The sequence below is a fragment of the Desulfotignum phosphitoxidans DSM 13687 genome (assembly GCF_000350545.1).
GTDB classification, from domain to species: domain Bacteria; phylum Desulfobacterota; class Desulfobacteria; order Desulfobacterales; family Desulfobacteraceae; genus Desulfotignum; species Desulfotignum phosphitoxidans.
The window spans coordinates 343905-368978 of sequence record NZ_APJX01000001.1; the positions used below are offsets into that span (position 1 = coordinate 343905).

Genomic DNA, 25074 nt, shown 5'->3' on the forward strand with positions numbered 1-25074 from the left:
AAAACAAAATAATCTGCATCGGCTTACTCCTTGGTTTGATATTTGTCTGTTTTTCCAGTTATCTTGCTTACCAGTATATGGGAAAAACAAAAGATCAAAGGCTGCGTCACCTGAAACAGACCGTTCAGATCGCCAGAAATTCCATTGAACCGATTCTTGCAGAATACCGCGCTCAAAACATATCCATTGCAAGTGCGCATGAGCAGGTTCGCAACCTGATCAGAAGGATGGTTTACCACGACCACATAGGTAATAATTACATTTTCATGAGCTCTTATGATGGAATCATGCTGGTTCAACCCTTTGAACCTGAAAAGGAAATGACTGATGTCTGGGATCTGACAGATTCCTATGGCGTTTACATTATCAGAGCGTTGGTAGAAGCGGCAAAATCAGCGCAAGGACAAGGTTATGTGTCTTATCATTATCAAAGGCCCGGACAGACATCCCCCCAGGAAAAAATATCCTATGTCGTTGGTATCCCGGAGTTAGAATGTTATATCGGAACCGGCCAGTATATGGCGGACCTTCGTCAAGGCCACCTGGTTTATATTATAAAAATTGTCGGTTTAACCTCTGTTTTACTGATTCTTATTTTTTTCCTGGTGTGGGCATCCATGAAAGAAATCCGCACACAAAATACACTGCTCCACAAGGCGGAACATGAACTCAGTGCAATATTCAACAACACTTTCCAGTTAATGGGCACCCTGTCTCCCGACGGAAAATTAACAAAAATCAACCAATCCGCTTTGGATTTTATCGAACAAGATGAAACTTCGGTAATTGGCAAATCCTTCTGGGATACGCCATGGTGGCAGAAAAACGATATGAAGGCCCGATTGAAAAAGGCGGTTCATGACTGCTCAAAAGGTTTATTCTGCCGTTTTGAGGCCACCTATAGTCATCCGAACCAGGAAATAACTTTTATAGATTTCAGCCTTAGTCCTATTGTTGATGAAAAAGAAAATGTCATATTTCTTTTAGCCGAAGGCAGAGATATGACGGAACAGATTAAGGCTAAAAACGATCTGATCAAAGAAAAAGAATTTTCAGAAAATCTTATCAACAGCCTGCCAGGGCTTTTCTTTTTATATAAACGCCAAGGGGAACAGTTTTTTTTAAAAAAATGGAACCGTCAACATGAAACACTTCTGGGTTTTTCTTCGCATGAACTTCAAAATGCCGCCATGACAGCTTTTGTTGAAAAAGAAACGCTTCCTGATCTCAGATCTGCGGTGACACAGGTATTAGAGCAGGGCATTGTGAATGTTGAACTCTATTTAAAAGATAAAAATAGTCATTTAATTCCTTTTCTCTTTATGGCAAGAAGTGTTGAGCAGTCCGGTGATACGTTTATTATCGGTACCGGTATAGAACTGATAGAACAAAAGCGGGCACAGGAGGAAAACAAGCGGCTGGAAAAAATGCTCAACCAGGCTCAAAGGCTGGAATCCGTGGGCCGGCTGGCCGGCGGTGTGGCTCATGACTTCAATAACATGCTGGGGGTGATTCTGGGGCACACGGAACTGGCCCTGTTGCAGGCAGATGAACATCACGAGCTGCATGGTGATCTCAAAGAAATTCAGAAAGCGGCAAAACGGTCAGCGGACATCACCAAGCAGTTGCTGGCTTTTGCCAGAAAACAGGTCATTTCTCCCAGACAACTGGATTTGAACGATACTGTGGAAAGTATGCTCAATATGCTGCGCCGGCTCATCGGTGAAGACATCGACCTGGTCTGGAAACCCTTTGCCCATCTATGGTCGGTGAAAATGGACCCCTCCCAGATCGACCAGATTCTTGTCAATCTGTGTGTTAACGCCAGGGATGCGATTACCGGAGTTGGCAAACTCACCATAGAAACCGGAAAAAAAACATTTGATGAGGAATACTGCAAAGACCACGCCGGCTTTTTTCCCGGTGATTTTGTGCTGCTGGCGGTCAGTGACAACGGCTCCGGCATGGACAAAGAGGTATTGGATAACCTGTTCGAACCGTTTTTTACTACCAAGCCAGTCAACAAAGGCACCGGCATGGGGCTTGCCACAATATATGGCATCGTGAAACAGAACAACGGGTTCATCAATGTATACAGCGAACCCGGCCAGGGTTCCACCTTCAAAATTTACCTGCCCCGGTCAGTTGCCGATAAAGACACTGAAAAGGCCGTCCCTGATAAAAAAGCAGCCGCAGGGGGGACAGAAACCATCCTGCTGGTGGAAGATGAACCGTCTATTCTCAGGATGACCCGGATGATGCTGGAAAGAAAAGGATATACTGTGCTGCCCGCAGCCACACCCACTGAAGCCGTGGAAAAAGCAAAAAACCATTCCGGTCCCATTGATATGCTCATGACCGACGTGATCATGCCGGAGATGAATGGAAGGGACCTGGCCGGACAAATCACAGATCTTTATCCGGACATCCGGCTTTTGTTCATGTCCGGTTATACCGCCAACGTCATTGCCCATCACGGGGTCCTGGATGACGGGGTGGCATTTATTCAGAAGCCGTTTTCAATGGTCGATATGACAGAAAAGGTGCGGGCAATTTTGGATTCTGCCTCGGATAAAAATTAAGTATCCCATGCCAAAATTTTTTCTCATGAGAAATGATACAATGCCATGAATACCTTATCCCGGAAGTCGAGATCAACAAATACACTGAAAATCTGGTGGGTTGTGTGCGGGTATATTGCTTTTATCCTGTATATAGCACCTGTCACCGGCTTTGCAATCGCACGCGACAATACAGCCCCCTCTTCCGGTGCTGTTCGTCTTACTGACCAAGAGAGTGCCTGGCTGAAGGCCCATCCTGAGAAACTCACCCTGTTTTTCAATACGGAATTTCCGCCCATTGAATTCATATCTGGCTCCGGTTCATTCACAGGCATGGGAGCGGATGTCATCTCCCGCATCGAATCTTTCCTGGGGATCGATTTTGTAAAAATCCCCCTGGATGACTGGAACAGGCACCTGGCCGCCCTGAAAAGCGGAGAATGTGCCATTGCCCCGACCATTGTCCGTACTGATGAACGGGAAACCTACGCATTTTTCACCCAACCCTACGCCACAGTCCCGGTGGTTGTCATCACACCCCGCACCCCATCGGCAAAAACCACCCTGGATGATCTGGCGGGCCGGCGCGTGGGGGTTGTTTCCGGATATGCCACTGAAACATATGTTCGAACAAAAAACGTGCCGGATCGGTTCGAACTGGTCACGGTTGCCAATGTTTCCGAAGGGCTGCGGCGTACCGCTTTTGGCCAGATCGATGCGTTTGTGGAAAACCTGGCCGTGGCAGCCTATCATATTGAACTGGAAGGCATTCCCACCCTGCGGGTCGCCGGTACCACGGATTACCAGTTTGCTTGGTGTATCGGAGTCAGCCGGGAATATCCCCTGCTTTACAGTGCCATAAACAAAGCCCTGGAACAAATTTCCACCGATGAAATGACGGCCATCCGCAAAAAATGGATTGCCATGGAGGTTGATTTCAAAATGGACCCGACAACCCGGCGCAATATAATTTTGACAGCCATCTTCAGTGTTCTGCTGCTTGCAGGGCTGACCGGCATCACCATTTTCCTTAAAAGACGTTTGAATCAGAACATTGCCGGTTTAAAAGAAAGTGAAAAAAAATACCGCCGGCTTTTCAATAATGCGGTTGAAGGTGTTTTCCAGACAACTCCGGATGGCCGTTTCCTTTCCGCCAACCCATCGCTGGCCAGGATTCTGGGATTTAATTCCGCCCGTGAGCTTATTGAACAATTACAGGATATCGAAAAACAGCATTACCTGAATCCTGAAGACCGAAAGACCTTTCAGCGGATTATGGAGACCGACGGAGGAACCAGCGACTTTGAAGTGCAGCTGCGTAAACGGGACGGTTCCCCTATATGGGCCAGCATCAAGGCCAGGGCTGTCAGGGATGAGTCAGGCGACATTCACCATTTTGATGGACTTCTGGAGGATATCACCGAACGTAAACATGTGGAAAAGGCGCTCCGGGAAAGTGAGGAGCGTTACCGGACGATTCTGGATGAAATGTCGGAAGGGTATCATGAGGTGGATCTGGCCGGGAACTTCACTTTTTTCAACGAGGCGTTTCTCAACCTGTTCGGTTACAGCAGGGATGAAATGCTGGGTACCCGTTTCAACCGCTATGCCGCAGACGAGGCGATTGCAAAACGAATTTACCGTATCTATAACGAGACCTTTCGGACAGGGGTACCGATTCAAAGCTGTGAATGGGACATCCTGCGAAAGGACGGAGAAAGGCGAACCCTGGAATTTTACGCGTCTCTTCTCAGGGATTCAAAAGGAATCCCCACCGGGTTCCGGGGGATTGTCCGTGACATCACACAGGACAAGCAGGCCGAAGCGGAACGGGAAAAACTCCAAACCCAGCTTACCCAGGCCCAGAAGATGGAATCCGTGGGCAGACTGGCGGGTGGTGTGGCCCATGATTTCAACAATATGCTGGGCGTGATCCTGGGGCATGCGGAACTGGCCCTGCAAAAAGCCCGGAACAAACAAAATCCCTGTTCAAATCTGGAAAAAATTCAAACCGCTGCCCGGCGGTCGGCGGATCTGACAAAACAATTGCTGGCATTTGCCAGAAAACAGATCATTGAGCCGAAACGGCTGGATCTGAATCATACGGTTGAAAAAATGCTCAGCATGCTCAGACGCTTGATAGGTGAAGACATTGATCTGTCGTGGGTGCCGGCCCGGAAATTATGGCCCGTCAAAATGGACCCGACCCAGGTCGACCAGATTCTGGCCAATCTGTGCGTGAATGCCCGGGATGCCATTGCCGGGGTGGGCAAACTTACCATTGAAACCGGAATGAAAACCTTTGATCCGGGCTATTGTGCAGATCATCCCGGCTTCATCCCCGGGGACTTTGTCATGCTGGCGGTCAGTGACAACGGCTGCGGCATGGATCAGGAAATTCTGAAAAATCTGTTTGAACCGTTTTTCACCACCAAGGAAATCGGTAAAGGCACGGGTCTCGGTCTGGCCACCATTTATGGTATCGTGAAACAGAACAACGGGTTCATCAACGTTTACAGCGAACCCGGCCGGGGTTCCACCTTTAAAATTTACCTGCCCCGGCAACATTCGTTTGCTGAAAAAACGGCTTCAGCCGTCCATTCAGAAATGTCGATTCCCCCCGGTAATGAAACCATTTTGCTGGTGGAGGATGAACCCGAGATTCTGGAAATGACCCGAACAATGCTTGAACAAAAAGGATATTCGGTTTTATCCGCCGCATCCCCGGCTGCTGCAATTCAGATCGCCCGTGCCCGGACAGACCGGATACATCTTCTCATAACGGACGTCATCATGCCGAAAATGAACGGCCGGGACCTGGCTGAACAGGTGAGAGACCTGTTTCCGGAAATCGAACTGTTATTCATGTCCGGCTACACAGCCAATGTCATTGTCCATCAAGGAATGCTCAACGACGGGGTTGCTTTTCTTCAGAAACCGTTTTCAATCAATGAACTGGCTGAAAAGGTGCGGGCGGTTTTGGATCTTTCTCCATCATTATCTTGTGGCCACACTAAACAAACAGCCGGGGCAGAAAAATCGTGAACGTCGTGCCCCGGCGCTTGACGGATTCCACGGTGATGGTGCCCTTGTGCTGGGCGATGATGTTTCGGGCGATGAACAGGCCGAATCCCGTGCCTTTGACCTGTTTGGAAGAAAAGAACAGGTCAAAGATCCTGGACTTGGTTTCCACGTCCATGCCGCACCCGTCATCCTGAATTTTGATCACCAGCTGATCGCCCTTTTCTTCGATGGTCAGGCGGATGACGTGACCGGTCTGGTCTTTGTCTTCCACGCAGGCATCCACGGCATTATCCAGCATATTCACCAGCGCGGACATCATGGAAGACGGGTCCAGGTTCAGGGTGGCCGGGGCATTGTCCGATTTCACCTGAAAATCGATGGGATGGCTGGCCAGTTTCATTTTCATGGTTTCCTGAATGTCTTTGATAAACTGATCCAGGGGCACGGACTGAATATCCATGGACCGTTCCTTGGAATACAGCAGGATATCCATGATCAGCTGCTTGATTTTTTCCACGGCCTGGGACAGCAGATCCATGCCTTCGGCAATATCGTCAAAATTCTTTTTTTGCAGGCCGGACCGGGCGATGAACAACCCGCCGTCCAGGTTGGTGAGCAGGCCTTTGATGTTATGGGATACCGTGCCCAGCATCAGGCCCAAAGAGGATAAATGATCTGTGAGTTTGGTTTTTTCCAGCACCAGCAGTTCCAGTTTCTGGGTATATTCCACCAGTTTCTGCTGGGCAATAAGCTGATCCACGGCCTTGGTCACAGCGATTTCCAGGATGTCCACGTTCACGGGTTTGGTAATGAAATCCGTGGCACCGAATTTCAGGCTGTCAATGGTGAGATCCATGTCCCCGTGTCCGGTGATCATGATCACCTGCGTGTCCGGAGACCGGCGTTTCACCTGTTTGAGCAGTTCAATGCCGCCCATGACCGGCATTTTGATATCCGTGATCACAATGGACGGATGATGGTCTTCAAACAGTTCCAGGGCTTTTTTCCCGTCCGGGGCCAAAAACACTTCATGCCCCATGTCCATGAGCGCGATTTCAAGCACCTCTCTGATATCTTCTTCATCGTCCACGATCAGAATGGTGAAGGGTGTCTTGTCCATGAACGCCTCCTTTCAGGCATATTCGATATCTTCGTCTGTTGCTTCGGGAACCGGAAATATCAGGGTGAATTTTGCGCCGCCGTCCGGAGGAGTGTCCACCTGGATATCCCCCTTGCAGTCCTTGACGATCCCATAGGAGATGGACAGGCCCAGGCCCGTTCCCTTGCCCACTTCCTTGGTGGTGAAAAACGGTTCAAACAAACGGTCTTTTGCCTCTTTCCGGATTCCGATGCCCGTGTCGCTCACCTGAACAACCACCTTGTCATTGGCCACAAACGTATGGATGACAATCCGGTCTTTGCCGTCATCACCGCTTCCCCGGGCCTCCCATTTGGCTTCAATGGCATCCTTGGCATTCATCACCAGGTTGATGAACACCTGTTCCAGGCGGTCCGGATCCGCCAGGATCTCGGGCAATGCATGGTTTTTCTCCCATAATACCTGGATCCCCCGGATTTTCAACTGTTGATTGAGCATGTCAAAGGTCTGCTGGATCACGTCATTGATCCGGGTTCTCACCAGCCTGATATCGGATTTTCTGGCAAACTGGCGCATGTGCTGGATGATTTTGTCGGCCCGGTCCACATTGATGTCGATTTTTCCGATCAGTTTGTGGAAAATCTCTTCTGAAACAGGTTCCTGATTATGGATCTTTCGCAGGCAGAAACTGGCGGACGATTTAATCACGGACAAGGGCTGGTTCAATTCATGGGCGATGCCCGTGGACATCTCGCCCAAAGTGGCCATCTTGCTGGCATGGAGCAGGTGCTGTTCGGTTTCCAGGCGCTGGGTGATGTCATTGATGGTGATCAGAAACACGTTCTGACCTGAGTATTGAGCCGGAGCCACCCACATGTCCACATCGATTTTTCTGCCGTCCGCCTTGATATGCTGGACCTTGGAAATCTCTTTTCTGGATTTCACCTGCCGGATCAGGTCCGCCTGATCCTCCCGGGGGAAAAAATCGCTGAACAGTTTTCCCGCCAGGGTTTTTCCGCCGGCATGATACAAATCCATGGCTTTGATATTGCAGTCCAGAATTTCAAGTGATTCCTGGTCCACTACAAACACGGGATTGAAAATATTGTTGAAAATGGCATGGTATTTTTCTTCCGATTTTTTCAAATCCTGTTCCAGGTGTCTGCGCTGGGTGATGTCGATGCTCATTTCCATGCCTGCCACAATGTCACCGTTTTCATCCCGCATGGGGGCCGTGATGAAGATCCAGTGCTTTTTCTGACCCTTGCGGCCGACCCCTTCCGTCTCGCCATAATGGGACTGGCCGTCGGCAAAGGTTTTTTCCACGGGGCAGTCCGGACATTGGTGGTCCAGCCCCTTATAGACCGAATAGCAGTAATCCCCGGGCCGGGGATCGAACCGTTCCTTGAACGCCCGGTTATACTGGATCAGCCGGAAATTTTTATCCTGCACGGCGATCATGCACGGGGCATTTTCAAACAATGCCTGGTATTCGTTTTTCTGTTTTTTGAGGGCTGCCTGATGGGCTCCGATTTTCTTGCCCATCTGCCGGATCGCTTTGCCTAAGGGCTGAATTTCATGGGCCCGGCCGATATCGATGTCTGCCTCGTAATCGCCGCTGGCAATTCGGCGGGTGCCTTCCACCAATTTGATGATGGGTTTTTTCACAAAAAACAACGTGGTGAAAAAAATGATGACCGAAGTGATCAGAATCGTGAAAAACGCCAGACTGAAAACCCCTTGTTCCATTTTCACCACCTGGGCATCGGTTTCCTTCAAAGACACCACCACATCCAATGCCCCTAAAATGGTCTGATCTTCAGAATGAAAATGGCAGTCACTGGTGGCGCAGCCCGGGTCATTGCGAATGGGCTGCACAATGCCTAAAAGCCGGTGTCCTTCCGAAGACTGAATGATCCGGGTCCGTTCTTCCAGAGAAATTGTTGAGGGGGCCGGATCCATTTTATGACAAATATCACAGGCCACTGCCTTGATATCCACAAACTGCTCCACCTCATGGGGCTGATTGGTGAATTTGATCTGGCCTTCCTTGTTGTAGATGCGGATGTTTTCAATCCCGGGCTGGCGGGCGATATTGTTGATGATCTGGTTGATGTCGTCCCGGGAATTGAGCATCATGGCATAATGGGTCCCCAGTTTGATGGAATTGCTCAGCCGGTCCGTGGACGCGATATGGGTTTCCATGTTCCGGGCCTTGAAATTTCTGACATTGACAAAGGCCCACAACGAAATGGACAGAACCACTGTCAGGCTGACAATGAAAATGAGCCGGAACACCAGGCTGTGCCGGAAATAATCCAACAAATGGTTCATGAAGCCACCCGGGACAGCACTGGCCGGATATCGGACAGATTCATGTCACAGCCCAGGGACTTGCCGGACAGTCCCAGGGCCAGGCCCAGAAATTGCGGCAGATACAGGACCGGCACGGGCCGGGGCTGGAACCGCTCCAGGTTCATCTGGCACATGGGGCACACAGTCACCACGGCATGGGCATCCCCTGCCTGATCCAGAATCCGGCCCACCCGTTCTTTTCCCACCTGGGGTTTGGTGGTGGCAGTGGAGGCCCCGCAACACACCCCTCCCATGTCCCATGCCAGCACATCCGCCCCCGTGGCCCGGATCAGGGCATCCATGGACCGGGGCTGTTCCGGGTCATCAAATTCCGCAAAAGGCCGCAGACACTGACATCCGTAATATGGCGCAACCACGAACCCTTTCATGCGGTTTTCCGCCAGTTCGGCCACCCGATCCACGGCCCCGTCCCGGCTCAGCACATCCAGGAGATGCCGGACCCGCACAAAGGCGTTAACCGCCAGTTCGTCCGGCGCCAGCACCTGGTTCACCCGAGCCTGCAGGGCGCTGTTTTCCAGCAGATCCTGCCGGGCTTTTTTCAGGTTCAGGTAACAGGCGCTGCACGGGACCAGCACATCCAAATCTGTATCAGTTTTTTCCGCCAGGGCCAGATTCCGGGCCGGCAGCACCACGGAAAGAAACGCGTCCACGCACTGGGCTGCCGTGGCCCCGCAGCAGGTCCAGTCCGGGATGTCGGTCAGGCAATCCCCCAGGGCCTTGAACAGTTCCCGGCAGGAAAGATCATATTCGTTGGCTGTGCCTTCCAGGGAGCAGCCCGGATAATACAGATAGTCCATGTCATTGCTCCTGTTGTTGCGTTGCCCGTTCAAACAGCGGCCCCAGCCGGCCCGGTCCCAGGGTGGGAAAATGCGGGTGCAGTTTGTGTTTAGCCATGAGCTTGATGCCCATGCCCGTGTATGACATGGGCACCCGGGGGTCTTTGACCGCCAGAAAATACCGGGCCATCATTTCGGTTTCCCGGACCCGGCCGTATTGACGGATATTGTCCATAAATGCCCGATAAAACCGCGTGGACCGCCTGAACCGATCCAGGTCCAGGGCAAACGCCACCTGCTTGAGTTCGGCCATGGCATCGGTCAAAGGCAGTCCCCGGGGGCAGCGCAGGGTACACACATAACAGCTGGCACACAGCATGAACGTCTGGCTGGAAAAAACCATGTCCACCCGGTCCGTCAGCACGGCCCGCCACATGCGCCGGGGCGTCATATCCATGAATCCGGCATTGGGGCAGGAGCCCGAACAGGTCCCGCACTGGATGCAGGTGGCCATCTGTTCCTTGACCTGTGCCAGGTGCCGGGTCAGGTCCGGCCGGGCCGCCAGTTTTTCGCGTATGTCTGTCAGGTGCATACTCACTCCTTTATAAGGGCGCGTTTAACGCGGCATGAATGGTTTTCATCATGGGTGCCAGAGACCGGCCCGCCACCACGGCAGCCCCGGACGGACAGGCAGCCGCGCAGATTCCGCATCCCTGGCAGGCCAGGGGATCCACCTTCAGTGTGCGGGTTTCCGGATCGATGAACCGGGCATTGAACGGGCACGCGTCAATACAGATCCGGCACAGGCTGCAAAAAGCACTCCGGACCCGGGCCGTGTCCTGACCCGGGAAAAAGGTCTGCCGGCCCAGCAGGGATACTGCTTTGGCGGCCGCAGCCCGGGCCGATGCCAGGGTCAGGGTCAGGCTTCCGGGTTCCAGGCAGATGCCGCAGGCCAGGACCCGGGGGTCCATGGCTTCCACGGGCCGCCACTTGATATCGGCCTGGTCAAAGAATCCGGACCCGTCCAGATCGGCTTCAAACATATGTGCCAGATCTCTGGACAGGCCGGACCGGATGCCTTTGGCCAAGACCACGAAATCCGCATCCATTTCCATGGACCGCCCCAGAATCGGGTCGGTCCAGGTCACTTTGCACCCGGTATCATCCGCAGCCAGGTTTGGCGCGTTACCGGGCTCATAGGGCACAAACACCACCCCTTTTTTTCTGGCTTCCGTATAGTCGGCCTCGGTCAGGCCCGGGGTCATCATGTCCCGGTAAAAAATCACCACCCGGGTATCGGGATTCAGGGCTTTCAATTGCAGGGCCTGGTCCAGGGACCGGGGACAGCAGACCCGGGAACAATATTCCCGGCCGGGTTCCCGGCTGCCGTGGCATTGAAACAGGGCCACCTGAAGGGGCGAATCTGAATCGATGTCATTGCCGTCCAGGAGCTGTTGAAACTGCTGCTGGGTATAGACGCCGGATTTCTGATCCGGTTCCGGTACGTCAGGCCCGGCTTCGGTCCCGCCCACGGCCAGCACCACCACCCCGTGCCGGACCGGGACTCCGGCAGACTGGTCCACAGCGTCCGCAACCGGTATCAGCCGGGTGACCCATCGGCCGGGACGGCCCGTTGTTTCTGCCGCACAGGTGCAGGTGTGAACCCGGATCCGGTCATGGGCCTGGACCGCGGCTATCTGCTGTTCCAGAAAAGCGTCCGCCCCCTGGATGCCTTTCTTAAGCCACACCAGATTTCCCCCCAAATGATCGGTTTTTTCCACCAGATCCACCTCAAACCCCTGATCCGCAATGGCCAGCGCTGCGGTCATGCCGGCGATTCCTCCGCCGATGACCAGGGCTCCGGGGAAAAGAGATATTGCCGCCGCCTGCTGGACCGGCGACTCCGCCTGTTCTGAATTCTGAATCAGATGCCGGCCGGCACCGGTCATCACCTGCATGGCGGACAGGGCCGCCGCTGTGGCCCCGGTCACGGAATCGTGAATGTCTTTGGGGCCCGTGGCACTGCCGCAGGCAAAGATCCCCGGCCGGCTGGTGTGTGCGGGTAAAAAAGGTTCCGGCCGGACAAATCCCCAGTCATCTGTGGCCAGTTCCTGGTCTTTGACAAACCCGGTCAGAAACGCATCCGGATGCTGTCCCGGGGCCAGGACCACCAGATCGAACAAAGATTCTTTCCGCTCTCCGGAGGGGTCCATCCACACCACGGGAACGGCCCCTTCCTGTTCTTTTGAGCCCGGGGCCAGTGAATGGACCCGGGCCCGAACAAATCGGACCCCCGCCGTTTCCGCCTGCCGGGCATACGCATCCGATGCCTTGCCCCATGTGCGCAGATCCATATAAAACACACAGGCCTCAGTCACCTGGGGATACATGGTTTTCGCCAGCAGGCTCTGCTTGACGGAAATCATGCAGCAGGTGGCAGAACAAAACGGGGTGCCGGTCTGGATATCTCTGGACCCCACACATTGAAACCAGGCGATCCGGGTCACGGGCCGGCCCGTCACAGGATGCGTCAGATCCATGCCCCCCGGGCCGGCATGGCTGAGCATGCGTTCAAACTCCAGGTTGGTGACCACGCCGGGAATCCGGCCGTATCCATAGGGATTGATACCCTGGTCCGGGTGAAAAAAAGTGGCCCCTGTTGCCAGTATCACGGCATCCACCGTATCGATCCGGGCATTTTTGGCCACGGCATCTTTATAGATGCGGTCCACCATCAAAAGCACGGCATCCGGATCAAAGGGTTTGACCAGATAATCAAGTGCGCCCTGTTTCATGGCTTCCACGGCCGTGTCCACAGCCGCATACGCCGTCATCATCACCACGGCCAGGTCCGGCTGGATCTCTTTGGCCCGGGTCAACAGGGTCACCCCGTCCATACCCGGCATTTTGATGTCCGTGAGCATTGCCTTGAAATTCCCTGTTTCCAGAAGTTCCAGGGCCCTGGCCGCTGACGCTGCCGTCTGAACCGGATATCCTTCTTCCATGAGCCATTCCTTCATGGAATCTCTGACGATTTTTTCATCATCCACCACCAGCACGGGGCATTCCTGCCGGCCCCCATCCGTTTGAGCGATGAACGACACCGTGAAATGACCCGGCTCCCCTGTCAGGGAAATCAGGTCCGTGGACACACAGATCTCGATGTTGTCATGGGCAAGCCCCCGGCGCAGGCACTGGGGATCCGCATGATCCCGGTCCGTCATGGGCAGCATCCGGCACATGCCGCAGGTGGAGGTGGGAAACTGGGTGTCCAGCTGGGACAACAGTCCCCCCACCCGGTCCGCCTGTTCCATCAAAATCACCTGAAATCCGGCCTGGGCCAGATCCAGGGATGCCCGGATCCCTGAAATACCGCCGCCGATCACCAGGGTTTTGCCGATTTGATCTGTCATGTGACCTCCTTGTTTCCCATTCCCACGATATCGGTAAATTCCGATTCCTGAAACACAGACAGGGGCAGCGGTTCCGCATCATCCCTGCCCGGGACATAGTCAAAGGCCTTCCGGGCGTTTCTAGTGACACTGATGAACAGGTCGGCCACGGGAATCTGACTGGGGCAGGCCAGGGTACACTGGCCGCACCCCACACAGGTGCACCCGATATGGGCCAGGCGGGTCAGGTGAAAAAACACGGTATCATTGGGCAGCGGAACCTGACCCCATTTGTCGGCCCAGGAAAGGTACTGGGCCGGGGCATATGCCACGGCATCCGTGTTGAACACGCATTCCTTGCAGTAACAGACCGGGCACACGCTCCGGCAGTTGTGGCAGTTGACGCAGGCGCTGAAAAACCGGTTCAACGCGTCAATGCTGCCGGTCCGGGTGAGCATTTCCTCGTCCATGGCCTGAAATGCCGCCGTGCGGTCCGCCGTCAGATCCCCCAGCAGGGCTTTGCGCTGTGCCGGTTCCTGGCCATTGTCGGTCAGGTCCAGTACGGCCAGCAGTTTTTCTCCTTTTTCAGTGTCGGCCCGCACCGGGATCTCTTTGTCCAGGTCTGCGCCCAAAAGCATCACAGACACATCCGCGTTCACGGGATATGGGTATTCACACACCTGGCAGGCCCGGGCCGTTGACCATGCATCCACCTGTGTCACGGGTTTCTGATACACGGTGTGAATCCATTTATCCACATCCCCGAGTCCCCCTTCCCCCTGGGCTGCCCAGTCTTCATAGTCTTTGCGGGACAGGGCCATGGGGCAGTCCATGCTCAAAATAACCACATCTTGTCTGCCCCCCTGTCTGAGTTTGGTCAGTTCCACAAAGGCCCGGACTTCACAGGGACGAAGCCACACCCCGATGGTGGCATCGGCCCTTGTCCGGGTCAGCCGGGACACCATGGGGCCGGCATTGATAAAAAAGCCCGGCCCCAGCGGGACGGTCGGGTCCATCTGATCGGCAGAAGTGACCAGGCAGGGTTTGACATATGGGGATTTTGAAATCCGGGACGGCACCAGCACGGCATCCACGGCCCCGGTTTTAAGCAGGTCGGAAAAAAAATCCTGAAGGGTCCGGGTGATGGACTGGTTTTTGGTTTGAATGGATGCAATCATAATTTCTCCTGTGGTATTGGACAATGGGTGCCTGGTGTTCAGATGGCCGGTTGCAGCCGGGCCTGACACGGCCCTATCTCTTTGATATCTTTCACAAACCGGGTCATGGTCCGGGCGAATTCGATCCCGTCGCTGGCCCCGATCCAGGTCAGCCGAAGCCTTTTCGCATCGATGCCGAATCGGGGCAGAATCTGTTTCAGCAACAAAATCCTGCGCCGGGCTTTATAATTCCCATTGATATAGTGGCAGTCTCCGGGATGACACCCGGATACCAGCACGGCATCGGCCCCTTCCAGAAACGCCTTGATCACGTACTGGGGATCCACCATGCCCGTACACATGACCCGCACCAGCCGGACATTATCCGGATAGGTCAGACGGGAGGTGCCGGCCAGGTCCGCAGCCGTGTAGGTGCACCAGTTGCACACAAATGCAATGAGCACGGGTTCGAACGCATCTTTGGCCAAAGATGGATTTTTAGCGGGTGATGCCTGTGATGGTTCCATTACGGTCTGGGTCATGGGGTCCTCCTGTTGAAATGATCAAACAGTCAAATAATTAAACAGTCTAATAGTCATTGGCAATGAATACCGGCAGATTCACAATTCCGCCAGCACACCGCTGATTTCGGCAAACATCTGTTTTCGGGTAAAATGACGGCTCACAGCCGCACCGCTGGGACAGGCCCCGGAACAGGAACCGCATCCTTTGCACACGGCTTCATTGACCACGGACACCTGCCGGTCTTCATCAAATTCAATGGCTCCATAGGGGCACAGCACCAGACACAATTGACATCCGGCACAGATATCCGGATCAATACTGGCCACAGTGGGAGAAATCTCCACCTGGCCCCTTGCCGCCAGGGACAATGACTTGGCCGCAGCGCCGGATGCCTGGGACACGGTGTCCGGAATGTCCATGGGTTTCTGGCAGCACCCGCTTAAAAACACGCCTTCCGTGGACGTATTCACGGGCCCCAGTTTAGGATGTTCCTCCAGGAAAAACCCGTCCGCCCCCTGGTTGAGCCCCAGGACATGGCCGATCTCTCCCGCATCCTGCCGGGCCTGGATGGCCGTACACAACACCACCATGTCCACGGGCACTTCAATCACCTCTCCCATCAGGGTATCTTCGGCCACGGCCACCAGTTTCTCCGTTTCCCCGTCACTCCCCGGCTGATGCGTGATATGGGCCACCTTGCCCCGGATGAAAACGGTCCCTTCCTGCTGGCACCGGTTGTAAAACTCTTCATACCCTTTGCCGAAACAGCGCATGTCAATATAAAAATCATACACCTTTGTGTCATGGCCCACTTTCTCCTTGATCAGGTGGGTGTATTTCAACGCATACATACAGCAGACCCGGGAGCAGTATTCATGGAAATTCACATCCCGGCTCCCCACACAATGCACAATGGCCACGGACCTGGGAGGCCGTGTGAATGTCCGGTCATGGTCCCGCATCAGGATCTGTCCGCCCGTGGGACCCGTGGCATTGCTTAATCGCTCGAACTCCAGGGCCGTGTACACATTGGGGTACCGGCCGTAACCGAACCGGGTCATGGCCGTCGGGTCCAGGGTGTCATAGCCTGTGGCCAGAATGATGCTGCCCACCTGGATCTGATAGTGTTTTTCTTTCATGTCATGGTTAATGGCATCCCGTTCACAGGCGGCCACACACGCTTTACATTCGCAGCAGATCCCGCAGTTAAGACACCGGCCCGCCTCTGCCAGGGCCTGGTCCGGGGTGAGGCAGGCTTCCACCTCGTCAAACCCTGATATCCGTTGATCCGGGTCCATCCAGGCGGGCTCGGCCCGGGGGACGGCACCCGGGGGCTCGGATGTGAAAGCGTTCGAAGCACTTTTTCCGGAGCTGTTTTCAGAGAAACGCGCTGCCCCGTCAGCCGTGTTCCAGTCAGCCCCCGTGATGTCCGCAGGTCCGGTGACGGATGCATCCGCCATGCCCGTATCAGCCCCCGGTTCAAACCGGGCCGGATCCTGGATAAATTCATGGATATAGTCAGCTGCGGCACGGCCCTGGCCGACGGCCTGGACCACGGTGGCCGGCCCCAGGACCAGGTCGCCGCCGGCAAACACGCCGGGTTCACCGGTCTGAAACGTGATGCCATCCACCTTGACCCGGTTTCGGCCCGTGATCTCGATCCCGGGCAGCCCATCCATGCCCAGGTCATCCGGATACTGGCCGATGGCCGGGATCAGGGTGTCACAGGGCAGGACAAATTCCGATCCTTCTACGGGCACGGGCCGCCGCCGTCCGGAAGCATCCGGCGGTCCCAGTTCATTTTTCAGGCACACCACCTGTGTGAGCTTTCCCTGATCCTCTTCCAGCCGGACCGGACTGGCCAGCTCTAAAATGGTGATCCCTTCCTGGAGGGCCCCTTGAATTTCATCGGCATAGGCCGGCATCTCTTCCCGGGTGCGGCGGTAGACCAGGGTCACCTCACATCCGGGAATCCGCTGGGCGCACCGGGCCGCATCCATCGCCACATTGCCGCCGCCCACCACCAGGACCTTGCCGTGACAGGCCGTGTCTTCTCCCAGATTGATCTGTCTTAAAAACGCGGTCGCGTCCATGACCCCGGAAAAAGTGTCTTCGCCTTCCAGGCCCAGTTTCAGGGAGCGATGGGCCCCCGTGGACAGGTAAAAGGCACAAAAGCCCTGCTCTTTCAAACCTGCCAGGTCCACCTCTGTTCCCAGGCAGGCATTCAGTTTCAGGTCGATGCCATGGTCCAGGATGTACCGGATTTCCTGATCCAGTATATTCCTGGGCAGGCGATACGCAGGGATCCCCGTGCGAAGCATGCCACCGGCCTGACCGGATGCCTCAAATACCGTGACCCGGTAGCCTTTCAGCCGCAGAAAATAGGCCGCCGTCAAGCCGGCCGGTCCGGCCCCGATCACCGCGATTTTTTCTTCCCGATCCTCAATGCCCGGGATCTGCCGGGCATCCGGTCCGGCCATGTCGGACACATATCGTTTGAGCAGGCGGATGGCCACGGGTTTGTCTGTTTCTCCCCGGGCACAGGCCGTTTCGCAGGGATGGGGGCACACCCGGCCTAAGACCCCTGGAAACGGGGCCTTTTCCATGATCAATGCCAGGGCCTGATCATATTTTTCCTGTTTGGCCAGCTGCACATATCCCTGGACATTGATGCCGGCCGGACAGGTCCGGGTACACGGCGCGGTCTGATTTTTTTCGATCTGAAACGTAATGGGAATGGCCTGGGGAAAACTTCTGCCGATGGCTTTTCGGTCCGACAATCCCATGTCCCAGGCACTGGGAATGAACACGGGACACACCGTGGCGCACTCGCCGCATCCCGTGCACAGATCCGCGTTCACATACCGGGGTTTTTCCGTGATATCCAACGTGTAATTGCCGATAAACCCGGTCACTTCCGTCACCCGGCTGAAGGTGTGCAGATCGATATTTGAGTTCTGGGCCACCTCCACCATTTTGGGCGTACCGATGCAGGCGGCACAGTCCAGGGTGGGAAAGGTTTTGTCAAACTGGAGCATGTGGCCGCCGATGGTGCTGTCTTTTTCAATGAGATGTACCTTAAGCCCGGCGTTGCCGATATCGATGGCTGCCTGCATCCCGGCAATGCCCCCGCCGATGACGGCCACATCCGGATGCACCTTGGACAGGCCCGTGGTCAACGGCTGATGACAGGCCACCCGGTTCACGGCCGCCGCCACCAGGCGCCGGGCCTTGCGGGTGGCCCGGTCCCGGTCTTTGGTTACCCAGGACACCTGTTCTCTGACCGAAGCCATATTAAAATAATACGGATTGATCCCGGCTCTCCGGCAGGTTTCCATAAAGGTTTTCCCATGCAGCCTCGGAGAACAGGAGGCCACCACCACCCGGTTCAGTCCATATTCTTTGATGTCTGTTTCAATCATGGCCTGACCCGGCTCGGAACACATGAATTTGTAGTCCCTGGAAACGACCACATGGGGCAGGGATCCGGCCCATTCACTGACATCTGCCACATCCACTTTTCCGGCGATGTTCACGCCGCAGTGACAGATATAAACCCCCACACGTACTGGCAAATAGTCAGGTATCATGAATTTGATTCCTTTGTTTTTGTGGTTTCATCTAACGCAGGCAATCGGATGGTGAAACAGGTTCCCTGTCCCGGCTCACTGTCCACGCTAATAGTGCCGTTATGGTGTTCAATGATGCCGTACACCGTGGACAAGCCCAAGCCCACACCGTGACCGTCCTGTTTGGTGGTGAAAAACGGCTCAAAAATGCGGGGCAGATCCCCGGGAGAGATGCCTTTACCGTCATCCGACACCCGGATACATACCTGATGGTCCGCATCCTCGATATCTGCCTTGATCCGGATCCGGCCTGCCGGCCGGGCCGTGAGAGACGGCTCCTTCATACTGTCCGATGCTGCCGGATGCGTTCCTTCAATCGCGTCAATGGCATTGAAAATCAGATTGATCACACATTGCTGCAATTGGTTGATATCGCCCAACACCTTTGGAATTGTCGGCTCACAGGTAATTTTAAGAACGATATCCGCCAGTTCCAGCCTGTGGTTGCACAGCATTCGGCTGTACTCGATGAGCTCGCAGATATCCACGGGTTTGAATTGAAGGCTGGATTTTCTGGAAAACTGCAGCAGTCCGGAAACCAAGTCGGCACAGCGCCGGGTTTCCTGATGAATAATGGTCAGATACTCTTTAAAACGGTTTTGACCAGCCCCGTCCCATCCCGGTTTTTCCACCAGCCGGATCATCAGCGTGATATAATTCAGAATCCCGGACAGCGGGTTGTTGATCTCATGGACCATACTGGCGGCCAGGCGGCCTAAAGACATCATTTTTTCCTGGTGCAGAATCTTTTCCTGATTCAGGACGGTCTGTTCCAGAAGCCGCGTGTAATCCGCCAGTTCCTTCTGATTTTGATACCGCTCCATGGCCCGCTTCAAGGCCAGGTGCAATGTGGTGTCGTCCACGGGTTTGGTAATGAAATCAGATGCATCGTACTGCAATGCGGTGATCGCTTTTTTGATGTCTGCAAATCCCGTGGTGACGATCACCTGGGTTTCCGGCCGGATCAGGTGGGCTTTTTTCAACACTTCCAGGCCGCTCATGCCCGGCATCTTGATATCCGTGATGAGAATCTGAGGTGCCCGGGTTTCCAGCAGCCTGAGACCGGTCTCACCGTCCGGCGCGGAAAGGGTCCTGTAACCGGCGTCTTCCAGGCTGATGACCATGACGTCCCGTACATCGGTTTCATCGTCGATCACCAGGATCGTCCATGAACCCCCGGGTTGACACAGCCTTTCTTCCCTGGTTCCGGCACGGACAGAGCCCTTGTTCACCGGACGTTTACAGGAATCCGACATCCAGACACCTCCCTTAATTCAGGATCTGATGTATAATTGAAAGCAAACATTATGCCAGAAACGCTTTGCTCGGGATATCCGGTTATCGTTGCCGCAGGCCAGTTTATCCGACACATTCAACCATCCTTACCATCACTGCTTTCAATCGGATCGATTCAGAAACGACACTCCAGGTCGCACAACCGCAACTTTGGCACTGCATCTTTTCATCGATCCTCTGGCAAAAAATGGTACCGTGCCGGGTAACAGCCTGATATTTCGAACAAACACTGTTTTATGTGCAAAAAAACTCTGAATGGCACAGGCTTTGCTTTGTGAGGATGGGTGTTGAATGAACCCGGTATGGTTCAAAAACAGGACAAAGAACTTTAAGGAAAAACCATGATATACGCGGTACTGGCGGCAAAAGACAAACAGACATTTGAAAAAATGGCAGGGGTGTTACAGCAGTCTCCAATGGATATTCAGTGGACCGACACGGGGAAATCCGTTTTGGAACGCATCTCCCGGGCCGGGGAAAAAGGGGAAAAAATTGATCTGGTGATCATGGACGAAACCCTGGCAGACATGACCGGCCGGGAACTGGTGGAACAAGTGACCATGACAAGTCCCATGACCAGCTGTGTTGCAGTCAGCACGTTATCTGCAGATGAATTTCATGAGACGTATGAAGGATATGGCGTACTCATGCAGCTGCCACCGGCCCCGGATGCTGAATCCGGAGAAAAACTGGTGGCCATCTTGAAAAAACTGAACCTAATTGTAATTTAAAAGAGGTATCATAAATGATCATCAGCATTGCAAGCGGAAAAGGCGGTACCGGAAAGACAACGGTTGCCGCCAATCTGGCCGCTTCATTGAATCAGCCGGTCACGGTGCTGGATTGTGATGTGGAAGAACCCAACCTCCATTTATTTTTGCACCCGGAAATCCAATCCCGGGAAAAAGTAATTGCACCCGTGCCGGAAATCGATCTGGACCGGTGCACGTTCTGCAAAAAATGTATGGACATCTGCCGGTTCAATGCCATTGCAGTCACGGCAAACACCGTGGTCACGTTTCCTGAACTGTGCCATTCCTGCGGCGGGTGCACGGTCATCTGTCCGGAAAATGCCGTCACTGAAAAAGAACGGATTTTAGGCACCGTGGAAACCGGTACCGTGCCGCTGCCGGACATGAATTTCGGCCAGGGATTGCTGGATATCGGCCAGGTCATGGTCCCGCCCGTGATCCGCCAGGTCAAATCCCACCGGGCCCCGGATCAGGGCATCACCTTGATCGATGCCCCGCCCGGCACATCATGTCCGGTCATCGCCGCCATGAAAGACACTGATTTTGTCGTTCTGGTCACAGAACCCACCCCGTTCGGACTCAATGACCTGAAACTGGCCGTGGAAACCGTGCGGCTGATGAATATTCCCCACGGCCTGATCATCAACCGGGCCGGCATAGGAGATGATGCCGTATATGCCTATGCCAAAGAAAAAAACCTGCCGGTTCTCATGGAAATCCCCTATGACAAGGCCATTGCCCAGGCCTATTCCAAAGGGGATCTGATCATCGCCCAGCAGGAAGATTACAAAGAAAAATTTCAAACCCTTTACAAAAAAATCTGCCTTCTGGCAGATTCAGAAAAGTGTGCCCCATGAAAGAGCTGGTGATATTGAGTGGAAAAGGCGGCACCGGCAAAACCAGCCTGACCGCCGCATTTGCAGGGCTTAAATCCTCATTGATGCTCTGTGATGCTGATGTGGATGCAGCTGATCTGCACCTGATTATGGCCCCGGATGTTCAGGAAACCCATGATTTTGTGGGCGGCAACGAGGCGGTCATCGCCCCGGACCGGTGCACGGGCTGCGGAACGTGTCTGGAACTGTGCCGGTTCGATGCCATTGATGAAAACCAGGGAGAATATACTGTGGATGCCTTGAACTGTGAAGGCTGCGGGGTCTGTGTGGACATGTGCCCGGAATCCGCCATTGATTTTCCCCGGAAAACCTGCGGCCAGTGGTTTGTGTCCCATACCCGGTTCGGTCCCATGGTCCATGCCCGGTTAGGCATTGCAGAAGAAAATTCCGGCCGGCTGGTGGCCTTAGTCAGGGAACAGGCCAAAAAAAGGGCCAGAGACGCACATATTGATTTGATTCTCACGGACGGCCCTCCGGGCATCGGATGCCCGGTCATTGCCAGCATCGGCCAGGCCAGTGCCATTCTCATCGTGGCGGAACCCACGGTATCGGGTATCCATGACATGAAACGGGTGGGGGAACTGGCCGCCCATTTCAAGATCCCGGCCATGGTGTGCATCAATAAATTTGATCTGAACCTGGACCAGACCCGGGCCATCGAAACCATTGCCCGGGAAAAAAATATTCTGGTGGCAGGGAAAATCCCTTTTGATCCGGCCTTTACCAAAGCCATGATCCAGATTCAGACGCTGTTGGAATATGATGATACCTGCCCGGCTGCCAAAGCGGTCAGAAACATCTGGGAAACCGTGATGACGCATCCTGCCATGAAATTAGAACGGTTAATGTAATAAACCATGAACAACCAAATATCAGTTTGAAGGAGATTGTATGAAAAACGGAAGAATCGCGATTCCCTCCAATGGTGAGGGAGGCCTCAAAGGCACTCGTTCCGGTCATTTCGGACATTGTGACGTGTTTACCTTTGTGGATGTGGAAGACGGCAAAATTACCGGGGTTTCCACGCTGGACAACCAGGAGCATGTTCAGGGCGGATGCATGGTACCGGTGAATCTACTGGCGGAACACCGGGTCAACGCCCTGATCGTGGGCGGCATCGGCATGCGGCCTTTGATGGGATTCCGTCAGGTGGGCATTGACGTGTTCCATGATGACCAGCGGCCGGAAATCGAGCCGGTGGTCATGGATCTCATTGCCGGCAAACTGCCGGAAATCACCAATGACCAGGTCTGCGGCGGCGGTGGCGGACAATAAGGAGATTTCATGAAAATTGCCATTACAGCCACGGGCACGGATCTGTCTGCCGATGTGGACCCGCGTTTCGGAAGAGCATCCTATATCCTGGTCGTAGATTCCGAAACACTGGATGTGGAAGTCATCGATAACGCCGCCAACAAGGACGCCTTTAAAGGGGCCGGTATTCAGGCGGCTGCCGCGGTCAGCGAAAAAGGGGCCCAGGTGCTGCTGACCGGATTTTGTGGACCCAACGCGTTTAAAACACTGGATGCCGCCAACATCAAAGTGGCCAACGATGTCAGCGGCACGGTTCAATCGGCCGTGGAACGGTTCAAGGCGGGTGAATATACGATTTCAACTGCGGCCAATACTGAAGGTCACTGGTAAACCCTTAAGCCGGGCATGGATCGGCATGTCCGATGCCAGACCGACATCAAAAAACTGTCTGGAACCCCGGGATGGTGGCATCTTACCCTCCTATCTTACCCCTTAAAACAAGGTGTCACCATCCCGGGGTTTCAGATACGTTTGACATTCACATCATGCTTGAATATAATCTAAATTTTTTCAGGAATCTGATATGACCCTTTTAGATATTTGTCCTCTGGAAACATGGGAAGCGCTGGAAACCAATTTGTATGAAAAATTCAACCTTCAGGGATCTGTGTTCAACCCCGAAGGAACCCGCATCACCACGGTAAAAAATTTTTCCAACCCCTTGTGTCCTGCCATCAAGTCCATGGAAAAAGGCCAGACCTTTATCTGCTCTGCGGCGCACATGAACATGAATGCCATGGTGAAAAAATCCCGTGAACCCCTGGTGGAAGAATGTGACGCCGGTTTGACCAAACTGGTGGTCCCTGTTTTTTATAAAGATGAATTTCTCGGCGTGGTGGGGGGATGCGGACTGCTGCCCGAGGGGGAAGCCGTGGACAGTTATGCCGTATCCAAAATCGCTGACATGGATGAAGCAAAAGTCAAGCGACTGGGTTCTGATGTCCCGCCTGTTTCACCCGGCACCATTGCGGCAGCCATAGATTTCATCCAGGAACGGATCCAGCAGATTCTGGATTCCTGCGACCCAGAAAGCTGACACTTTTATGACGGATTCGGCCTTTGCCAGGCGGGTCAAACGCCGTGTCAGTGCCAGGGTCCATGAATTTTTCGCTGTATGCCCGCCCGGGCTCCGGCAGGTGTGTGCCAGAGAACTCACCCGTCTGAACCTTGGGATTCACGATATTCAGGTGGTGCCCGGCGGGGTGAATTTTTCCGGCAAACTGGCCGATGCCTGCCCGGCCAACCTGTGGTTGCGCGCGCCGTCCCGAATTCTCATGCGCCTGGCCCGATTCAGGGCCACCCATTTTTCTTTGCTGGAAAAAAAACTGTCAGACATTGACTGGGAACTGTTTCTGCCGGCCGGCACTGATCCGTCCATCCAGGTGACCACCCATACTTCCCGGTTATACCATTCCGATGCCATCGCCCAAAGGTGCGGCCCCATCATCCGGGCTGCGTTAGACGTCAAACCCGGTGACACGGATCTTTGTTCTTCCGGCAAAGACATCCCGTCGCAAAAAGACATCCCGTCACAGACGGTCATGATCCGGGCTGAAAACAACCGGTTTGAGATCTCCCTGGACATGTCAGGCCCCCCGCTGTTCAAGCGCGGCATCAAAAAACAGATAACCGCGGCCCCGCTGCGGGAGAACCTGGCCTTTGCCATCCTGGATACAGCCGGATTCACCGGGCAGGACGTGCTCATGGATCCCATGTGCGGGTCCGGCACCTTTGCCATTGAAGGGGCCATGATTCAGGCCCGGATCCCGCCGGGATTTTATCGCCGATTTGCCTGTGAAGCCTGGCCCGGTTTCAGCCCGGCAGGCTTTGCCCATGCCCGGTCACAGGCGGCACAGCAGTTTTCAACGGCCGCTTCCATATTTGCCTCTGATGTGGATCCGCATGCCCTGGCCGCCTTGACCCGCAATCTGTCCGACCATGCGTTTCTGGCCCCGGTGCATGCTTTTGAACACAATTTTTTTGATCTGCGTCCGGATCAATTCACCCGCAAAAAAGGGGTTGTGGTACTGAACCCGCCCTATGGAAGGCGCCTGGAAAATCACCTGGACACCACCGCCTTTTACCGGGAAATCACCCGGAAGCTGGCAATGGATTTTAAAGGCTGGCGCGCGGGACTGATTTTTCCCGGTAAGCAATTCAGTGACCTCAACCATCTCAATCTTAAACCATTTCCTTTTTTCCACGGCGGGTTGAATCTGTCTGCCGGCATCGGCAGGATTTAACCCCGGGCCATGACATTTGAAGATCGTAAAATCC

The 25074-nt window shown here is 54.3% G+C and carries 19 protein-coding genes and 1 pseudogene; 10 read left to right on the plus strand and 10 right to left on the minus strand.

All coding sequences use genetic code 11. The features are described from left to right. Positions 1 to 77 precede the first annotated feature (77 nt). A pseudogene (locus DPO_RS26645) lies at positions 78 to 1001 on the plus strand (cache domain-containing protein); the annotation flags it as partial. Then, positions 1002 to 2582 (plus strand): ATP-binding protein, encoded by a 1581-nt coding sequence (locus tag DPO_RS25940; protein ID WP_236609872.1) that lies wholly within the window; start codon positions 1002 to 1004, stop codon positions 2580 to 2582. It abuts the pseudogene before it with no gap. A gap of 23 nt (positions 2583 to 2605) precedes the next feature. Here the strand turns inward: DPO_RS25940 and DPO_RS25945 are convergent, their stop codons facing one another. Further along, a complete protein-coding gene (locus DPO_RS25945) occupies positions 2606 to 2896 on the minus strand; it encodes a hypothetical protein (RefSeq protein WP_236609873.1) in 291 nt (96 codons plus the stop codon). Here DPO_RS25945 and DPO_RS23610 point away from each other — a divergent pair. Then, positions 2868 to 5606: a PAS domain S-box protein gene (locus tag DPO_RS23610; RefSeq protein WP_328284764.1), complete on the plus strand. Its 2739-nt coding sequence runs from the start codon at positions 2868 to 2870 to the stop codon at positions 5604 to 5606. The genes DPO_RS25945 and DPO_RS23610 overlap by 29 nt on opposite strands. Here DPO_RS23610 and DPO_RS01670 read toward each other — a convergent pair. From DPO_RS01670 to DPO_RS01710, 9 genes are all read right to left on the minus strand, one after another. Further along, positions 5575 to 6705: a sensor histidine kinase gene (locus tag DPO_RS01670; RefSeq protein WP_006963864.1), complete on the minus strand. Its 1131-nt coding sequence runs from the start codon at positions 6703 to 6705 to the stop codon at positions 5575 to 5577. The genes DPO_RS23610 and DPO_RS01670 overlap by 32 nt on opposite strands. A gap of 12 nt (positions 6706 to 6717) precedes the next feature. Further along, a complete protein-coding gene (locus tag DPO_RS01675) occupies positions 6718 to 9018 on the minus strand; it encodes an ATP-binding protein (protein WP_006963865.1) in 2301 nt (766 codons plus the stop codon). Beyond that, on the minus strand, positions 9015 to 9857 hold the full coding sequence (locus tag DPO_RS01680; protein WP_006963866.1) for a CoB--CoM heterodisulfide reductase iron-sulfur subunit B family protein: 843 nt from the start codon (positions 9855 to 9857) through the stop codon (positions 9015 to 9017). Before DPO_RS01680 ends, DPO_RS01675 begins: the two co-directional genes overlap by 4 nt. A gap of 1 nt (position 9858) precedes the next feature. Then, a complete protein-coding gene (locus DPO_RS01685) occupies positions 9859 to 10428 on the minus strand; it encodes a 4Fe-4S dicluster domain-containing protein (protein WP_006963867.1) in 570 nt (189 codons plus the stop codon). Between the two features lie 10 nt (positions 10429 to 10438). Further along, complete coding sequence (locus DPO_RS01690) at positions 10439 to 13249, minus strand: response regulator (protein WP_006963868.1); 2811 nt, start codon at positions 13247 to 13249, stop codon at positions 10439 to 10441. Next, positions 13246 to 14406 (minus strand): (Fe-S)-binding protein, encoded by a 1161-nt coding sequence (locus tag DPO_RS01695; RefSeq protein WP_006963869.1) that lies wholly within the window; start codon positions 14404 to 14406, stop codon positions 13246 to 13248. The genes DPO_RS01690 and DPO_RS01695 overlap by 4 nt, the downstream gene beginning before the upstream one ends. Positions 14407 to 14444: 38 nt before the next feature. Continuing rightward, on the minus strand, positions 14445 to 14912 hold the full coding sequence (locus tag DPO_RS01700) for a hydrogenase iron-sulfur subunit (protein WP_051069333.1): 468 nt from the start codon (positions 14910 to 14912) through the stop codon (positions 14445 to 14447). Between the two features lie 93 nt (positions 14913 to 15005). Further along, positions 15006 to 18500 (minus strand): FAD-dependent oxidoreductase, encoded by a 3495-nt coding sequence (locus DPO_RS01705; RefSeq protein WP_006963871.1) that lies wholly within the window; start codon positions 18498 to 18500, stop codon positions 15006 to 15008. Then, complete coding sequence (locus tag DPO_RS01710; protein ID WP_006963872.1) at positions 18497 to 19795, minus strand: sensor histidine kinase; 1299 nt, start codon at positions 19793 to 19795, stop codon at positions 18497 to 18499. Before DPO_RS01710 ends, DPO_RS01705 begins: the two co-directional genes overlap by 4 nt. Before the next feature lie 381 nt (positions 19796 to 20176). Here DPO_RS01710 and DPO_RS01715 point away from each other — a divergent pair, with 381 nt between their 5' ends. The 7 genes from DPO_RS01715 (at position 20177) to DPO_RS01745 (ending at position 25040) form a co-directional block, all read left to right on the plus strand. Further along, positions 20177 to 20566 (plus strand): response regulator, encoded by a 390-nt coding sequence (locus DPO_RS01715; RefSeq protein ID WP_006963873.1) that lies wholly within the window; start codon positions 20177 to 20179, stop codon positions 20564 to 20566. A 14-nt stretch (positions 20567 to 20580) separates the two neighbouring features. Then, on the plus strand, positions 20581 to 21444 hold the full coding sequence (locus DPO_RS01720; protein WP_006963874.1) for an ATP-binding protein: 864 nt from the start codon (positions 20581 to 20583) through the stop codon (positions 21442 to 21444). Continuing rightward, positions 21441 to 22334, plus strand: a complete 894-nt coding sequence (locus DPO_RS01725; protein ID WP_006963875.1) for a 4Fe-4S binding protein — start codon at positions 21441 to 21443, stop codon at positions 22332 to 22334. The genes DPO_RS01720 and DPO_RS01725 overlap by 4 nt, the downstream gene beginning before the upstream one ends. A 40-nt stretch (positions 22335 to 22374) precedes the next feature. Then, positions 22375 to 22758: a NifB/NifX family molybdenum-iron cluster-binding protein gene (locus DPO_RS01730; protein WP_006963876.1), complete on the plus strand. Its 384-nt coding sequence runs from the start codon at positions 22375 to 22377 to the stop codon at positions 22756 to 22758. A 9-nt stretch (positions 22759 to 22767) separates the two neighbouring features. Then, complete coding sequence (locus DPO_RS01735) at positions 22768 to 23127, plus strand: NifB/NifX family molybdenum-iron cluster-binding protein (protein ID WP_006963877.1); 360 nt, start codon at positions 22768 to 22770, stop codon at positions 23125 to 23127. A 193-nt stretch (positions 23128 to 23320) separates the two neighbouring features. Next, positions 23321 to 23833, plus strand: coding sequence for a PocR ligand-binding domain-containing protein (locus tag DPO_RS01740; protein ID WP_006963878.1), 513 nt, complete (start codon positions 23321 to 23323; stop codon positions 23831 to 23833). A 7-nt stretch (positions 23834 to 23840) separates the two neighbouring features. Further along, entirely contained in the window at positions 23841 to 25040 is a 1200-nt protein-coding gene (locus DPO_RS01745) for a THUMP domain-containing class I SAM-dependent RNA methyltransferase (RefSeq protein ID WP_006963879.1), read from the plus strand. Positions 25041 to 25074: the final 34 nt, after the last annotated feature.

Coding starts and splice junctions, on each gene's coding strand:
- DPO_RS01710 (WP_006963872.1), bottom strand. CDS start 19,795: ATGTCGGATTCCTGTAAACGTCCGGTGAACAAGGGCTCTGTCCGTGCC.
- DPO_RS01700 (WP_051069333.1), bottom strand. CDS start 14,912: ATGGAACCATCACAGGCATCACCCGCTAAAAATCCATCTTTGGCCAAA.
- DPO_RS01745 (WP_006963879.1), top strand. CDS start 23,841: ATGACGGATTCGGCCTTTGCCAGGCGGGTCAAACGCCGTGTCAGTGCC.
- DPO_RS01725 (WP_006963875.1), top strand. CDS start 21,441: ATGAAAGAGCTGGTGATATTGAGTGGAAAAGGCGGCACCGGCAAAACC.
- DPO_RS01685 (WP_006963867.1), bottom strand. CDS start 10,428: ATGCACCTGACAGACATACGCGAAAAACTGGCGGCCCGGCCGGACCTG.
- DPO_RS01730 (WP_006963876.1), top strand. CDS start 22,375: ATGAAAAACGGAAGAATCGCGATTCCCTCCAATGGTGAGGGAGGCCTC.
- DPO_RS01735 (WP_006963877.1), top strand. CDS start 22,768: ATGAAAATTGCCATTACAGCCACGGGCACGGATCTGTCTGCCGATGTG.
- DPO_RS01740 (WP_006963878.1), top strand. CDS start 23,321: ATGACCCTTTTAGATATTTGTCCTCTGGAAACATGGGAAGCGCTGGAA.
- DPO_RS01715 (WP_006963873.1), top strand. CDS start 20,177: ATGATATACGCGGTACTGGCGGCAAAAGACAAACAGACATTTGAAAAA.
- DPO_RS25945 (WP_236609873.1), bottom strand. CDS start 2,896: ATGCCTGTGAATGAACCGGAGCCAGATATGAATTCAATGGGCGGAAAT.
- DPO_RS01690 (WP_006963868.1), bottom strand. CDS start 13,249: ATGACAGATCAAATCGGCAAAACCCTGGTGATCGGCGGCGGTATTTCA.
- DPO_RS25940 (WP_236609872.1), top strand. CDS start 1,002: ATGACGGAACAGATTAAGGCTAAAAACGATCTGATCAAAGAAAAAGAA.
- DPO_RS01675 (WP_006963865.1), bottom strand. CDS start 9,018: ATGAACCATTTGTTGGATTATTTCCGGCACAGCCTGGTGTTCCGGCTC.
- DPO_RS01670 (WP_006963864.1), bottom strand. CDS start 6,705: ATGGACAAGACACCCTTCACCATTCTGATCGTGGACGATGAAGAAGAT.
- DPO_RS01695 (WP_006963869.1), bottom strand. CDS start 14,406: ATGATTGCATCCATTCAAACCAAAAACCAGTCCATCACCCGGACCCTT.
- DPO_RS01720 (WP_006963874.1), top strand. CDS start 20,581: ATGATCATCAGCATTGCAAGCGGAAAAGGCGGTACCGGAAAGACAACG.
- DPO_RS01705 (WP_006963871.1), bottom strand. CDS start 18,500: ATGATACCTGACTATTTGCCAGTACGTGTGGGGGTTTATATCTGTCAC.
- DPO_RS01680 (WP_006963866.1), bottom strand. CDS start 9,857: ATGGACTATCTGTATTATCCGGGCTGCTCCCTGGAAGGCACAGCCAAC.